We start from the raw sequence: 3,995 nt of genomic DNA, 5'->3' as shown, positions 1-3,995 counted from the left end.
CACCCTCTCGGGCTTTCCTCCGGGCTTTCGTTCTGTGTTCTTGCGTTTCCGACTCTATCAGACTCTTTCGTGTCCGACTTCCTCGGTGCTTTCCAATTCCGGCGCTTTCGCGCTTTCCCTTTCCGGCGATTCCGACTCTATCAGAAGTTCTCCACCGGATTTCCCGGCTTGGATTCCTGAATGAGGAGTCGGCTACGCCCCACTGGAATTCAATTCCTTGATGGGGGCGAGAGATAGGTTAAACCATCGCTGCCGAACTTGTCCAGTTCGAGGCAACCGTTCGAATCTACCTCCCCGCGCGCTCCGTGTCAACGGTCTTCGCGGGACGACGAGGAGACTAGCAGCTCAGCGGGCTCGTACGCACATCAGGCAGCGGTCGGGAGCGTTGCCGTCCGGTCCGCGGCTTCCACGTCGCCCACCTCGCCCGCGCGGGAGGCCCTGCCGCCCAGGACGAAGACGTAGATCAGGAAGGCGGCCTCGGCGAGGACGCCGATCGTGATGCGGGCCCAGGTGGGGAGGCCGGACGGGGTCACGAAGCCCTCGATCAGGCCCGAGACGAACAGGACCACCGCGAGGCCGATGGCCATGCCGAGGGCCGCGCGGCCCTGTTCGGCCAGGGCGGTGCGGCGGGTGCGGGGGCCCGGGTCGATGACCGTCCATCCCAGGCGCAGGCCCGTACCCGCGGCCACGAAGACGGCGGTCAGTTCGAGCAGGCCGTGCGGAAGGATCAGCCCGAGGAACACGTCGAGGCGGCCGGCGGAGGCCATCAGGCCCAGGCCGACTCCGAGGTTGGCCATGTTCAGGAACAGGATCCAGAGCACGGGGAGTCCGAGGAAGGCGCCGAGGACGAGGCAGATCGCCGCCGCCTGGGCGTTGTTCGTCCAGACCTTGGCGGCGAAGGAGCCCGCGGGGTGGCTGGAGTAGTACGTCTCGTACTCGCCGCCCGGCTGCGTGAGCGCCTTCAGGTCCTCCGGGGCCGCGATGGCTCCCTGGACCTCGGGGTGCGTGGCTATCCACCAGCCGATGAGCACGCCGAGAGCCGTGGAGAGCAGCGCGGTCGGTATCCACCAGCGGCGGCTGCGGTAGACCGCGGCCGGGAAGGCCGCCGTGAAGAAGAGGGCGGCGTCGCGCCAGCCGGCCCGGCGGGTGCCCGTCACCGTGGCGCGGGCGCGCGCGACCAGCTGGGTCAGCCGGCCCGTGAGCATGGGGTCGGGGGTGCTGGACTGGATCAGGGAGAGATGGGTGGAGGTGCGCTGGTAGAGCGCGACGAGTTCGTCGGCCTCCGCACCGGTGAGCTTGCGGCCGCGGCCCAGGAGCTGCTCCAGGCGGTCCCATTCCGCCCGGTGTGCCGTCACGAAGACGTCGAGATCCATCCGGTTGCCGCTCCCCTGCCCCAGGTCACCTGCTGTTGCCTATTCCTCGTGTGGTCAGCTTGGCAGACTGGAGGCCGTTGGGGCGGGGCAGGTCACATGAGAGGTGCTGCGGTGAGCGATCTGGTGACGGGGGACGCGGTCGTCCTGGGGCTCAGGCCCGCGAGGCTGCCGAGCCGCGGGCTGGCGATCCTCCTGGACCTGCTCGTGTACGTCACCGGGTACGTGCTGCTCTCGGTCGGCCTGGCCCTCGCGACCTCCTCGCTGGACGACGCCGCCCAGGCGGCGGTGGGGGTGGCGAGCTTCCTGCTGTTGCTGGTCGGTGTGCCGATCGCGGTCGAGACGCTGTCCCACGGGCGCTCCCTGGGCAAGCTGGCGTGCGGGCTGCGGGTGGTACGGGACGACGGCGGACCGATCCGCTTCCGGCACGCGCTGGTTCGCGGGGCCATGGGAGTGGTGGAGCTGCTGCTGACCTTCGGGACGGTGGCGTGCATCGCCTCGCTGGTCTCGGCGCGCGGGCGGCGGCTCGGGGACGTCTTCGCCGGGACGCTGGTGGTCCGCGAACGGGTGCCGGCGGCCCGGGTGATGCCGGTGCCTCCGCCGCCGCCGTGGCTGGCCGGGCGGTTCACCGGGCTGGACCTGTCGGCGGTGCCGGACGGGCTGTGGCTGGCGATCCGGCAGTACCTGACGCGCATGAACCAGCTGGATCCGCAGGTGGGCGCCGCGATGGCGGCGCGGCTCGCGGACGATCTGGTGGCGCGTACGGGGGCGCCGCCGCCGGTGGGGGTGCCGGCTGCCGCGTTCCTGATGGCCGTGGTGCACGAGCGGCAGTCGCGCGACGCCGCCCGCGCCTTCGGCGCCGGTCCCGGTGCGCCCGGGGTGCCCGGGACCGTGACGGGCCTGCCCGGGACGGCTCCGGGAACGCCGCCCGCGTGGGGGCACCCGGCTCCCGGGGCGCCCGTACCCCAGGCCGTACCGCAGGCGGGTCGGCCGGCCCCGGTCCCGGGCAGGGCGCCCGCCGCCCCGGTGGTGGCGCCCGCTCCGGCGGCTCCCTTGCCGCCGCGGCCCACGACCGGGTTCGCGCCCCCGGCGTGATCGCCTAGGTCCTGTCCGGGCGATCTTCGTGGATCAGGCCGCGTCGTCTGGTGCGGTGCATCGCAAGGCGGAGGAGCGCAGCTCGTACTTGGCCGTACTCGCGCGCTCCGACAACGCGGCGAGGTGCCGTGCCTGGGGGCACCTCCCAGCGGTAGCTGGGGGAACGTCGCGGGCCCGCGAAGATCGCCCGGACAGGGCCTAGCCTGCACGGCATGTCTGCGAACATCGCCTTCACCTTCCGCGTCACGGGCATCGACGACGAGGCCCGGGCGCGGGCGGTCGTCGAGGAGCTCCGTGAGCTGATGCGGGACGAGAGCATCGGCGGCCAGGTGAGCATCGGCATCGCGGCGGAGCGCGGCGGGCACGTCGTCACCGGCGGGACCGACTTCCCGGTCTCCGTCAGCCGCGCCCACCTCTGGTGCCCGGAGTTCGAGAAGTCCCTCGCCTGGTACGCGAAGGAGGCCGCGCCTTCGGCGATGTGCGCGGTCGAGTGGAGCTACCCGGACGAGGAGCACTGACGCGGGGCCTCGCCGGGGAGTGCCGGGCCACTTCAGTCCTCGGGGAAGGCCGACGGCGGGGTCTCCAGGTGTTCGAGTTCGATGCCGGGGGCCGAGAGGACCACGTCGCCGGCGAGGTGGACCGTGTGGACCTCGCCCGTGTCCAGGGCGCTGACCTGGTACTCGTCCACCAGGAGCGGGCCGCTGTCGGTGGGGTGTTCCTCGCGGGCGAGCAGGGCCCACGCCTGGTCGACCGTACGGGGCGCCAGGACCGGGTCGGTGAGGGCGAGGAGCCGGACGCGGGTGGCGGGGGCGCCGGGGGTCAGGCGCAGCAGGCGGGCCGTGGCGACGAGGAAGGCCGGGGAGGTCCCGGTGAAGCCGGGCGCGGCGATGTTGCCCTCGGTGGCCTCGGTGCCGGTGGGGTCGGTGCGGACCCAGGTGACGCCGTCGATGGCGGCCCCGCGGACCTGCCAGCTCGCGGCGTTCACTTCGAGCCGGATGGGGCGGCCGAGCTCGTCGATCGCGAGGTCGACGGAACCGCGGTGGTCCCCGTTCGGGGCGGTGAGCTGGGAGACGTAGCGCCAGCCGGAGGGCCCGGGGGCGCAGTGGAAGTGCTCCTCGCCGAGGGGGGTGTGGTCGTGCGGGTCGTGGAGCGAGTAACGGCCGCGGGGCATGGTGCGCACACTTCTTGGGATCGAGGGCGTCGGGGGGATCGAGGGATACGGGGCAGGCCCCCGGCACGGGTGCCGGGGGCCTGCTTCACGTTCCGCCGCCGCTGATCAGGCCCTGATCAAGCGCTGATCAGGCCCTGATCAAAGGTTGATCAGTAGCGGTAGTGGTCCGGCTTGTACGGGCCCTCGACCTGCACGCCGATGTACGCGGCCTGCTCCGGGCGGAGGGTGGTGAGCTTGACGCCGAGGGCGTCGAGGTGCAGGCGCGCGACCTTCTCGTCGAGGTGCTTGGGCAGCACGTAGACCTCGGTCGGGTACTCCTCGGGCTTGGTGAAGAGCTCGATCTGGGCCAGGGTCTGGTC

General features: G+C 72.1%; 5 protein-coding genes. 2 read left to right on the top strand and 3 right to left on the bottom strand.

Going from position 1 to position 3,995, the window contains the following annotated elements:
• Positions 1-365 precede the first annotated feature (365 nt).
• Positions 366-1,373 carry a stage II sporulation protein M gene (locus AB0D29_RS38610; RefSeq protein WP_362860513.1) on the bottom strand — a complete coding sequence of 336 codons (1,008 nt, stop codon included), beginning with the start codon at positions 1,371-1,373 and terminating at the stop codon, positions 366-368.
• A gap of 111 nt (positions 1,374-1,484) precedes the next feature.
• On the opposite strand from AB0D29_RS38610, the gene AB0D29_RS38605 reads away from it, so the two are divergent.
• The gene (locus AB0D29_RS38605; RefSeq protein WP_362860512.1) at positions 1,485-2,465 is read left to right on the top strand and encodes an RDD family protein; all 981 of its coding nucleotides are present in this window, start codon (positions 1,485-1,487) and stop codon (positions 2,463-2,465) included.
• Positions 2,466-2,677: 212 nt separating this feature from the next.
• On the top strand, positions 2,678-2,983 hold the full coding sequence (locus AB0D29_RS38600) for a hypothetical protein (RefSeq protein ID WP_362860511.1): 306 nt from the start codon (positions 2,678-2,680) through the stop codon (positions 2,981-2,983).
• Positions 2,984-3,015: 32 nt separating this feature from the next.
• Here AB0D29_RS38600 and AB0D29_RS38595 read toward each other — a convergent pair whose 3' ends face one another.
• Positions 3,016-3,636, bottom strand: a complete 621-nt coding sequence (locus tag AB0D29_RS38595) for a hypothetical protein (RefSeq protein ID WP_362860510.1) — start codon at positions 3,634-3,636, stop codon at positions 3,016-3,018.
• A 149-nt stretch (positions 3,637-3,785) separates the two neighbouring features.
• Positions 3,786-3,995: adenosylhomocysteinase (locus tag AB0D29_RS38590; protein ID WP_362860424.1), on the bottom strand; the 210-nt coding region annotated here is incomplete at its 5' end.

Source organism: Streptomyces sp. NPDC048424 (assembly GCF_040651555.1).
Lineage (GTDB): Bacteria > Actinomycetota > Actinomycetes > Streptomycetales > Streptomycetaceae > Streptomyces.
Note: the sequence above shows the minus strand (reverse complement) of the source record. Positions and strands in the feature narration are given on the sequence as shown.

What these genes read in the sequence shown, in the direction of transcription:
- AB0D29_RS38610 (WP_362860513.1), bottom strand. Translation starts at nt 1,373, where the DNA reads ATGGATCTCGACGTCTTCGTGACGGCACACCGGGCGGAATGGGACCGC.
- AB0D29_RS38595 (WP_362860510.1), bottom strand. Translation starts at nt 3,636, where the DNA reads ATGCCCCGCGGCCGTTACTCGCTCCACGACCCGCACGACCACACCCCC.
- AB0D29_RS38600 (WP_362860511.1), top strand. Translation starts at nt 2,678, where the DNA reads ATGTCTGCGAACATCGCCTTCACCTTCCGCGTCACGGGCATCGACGAC.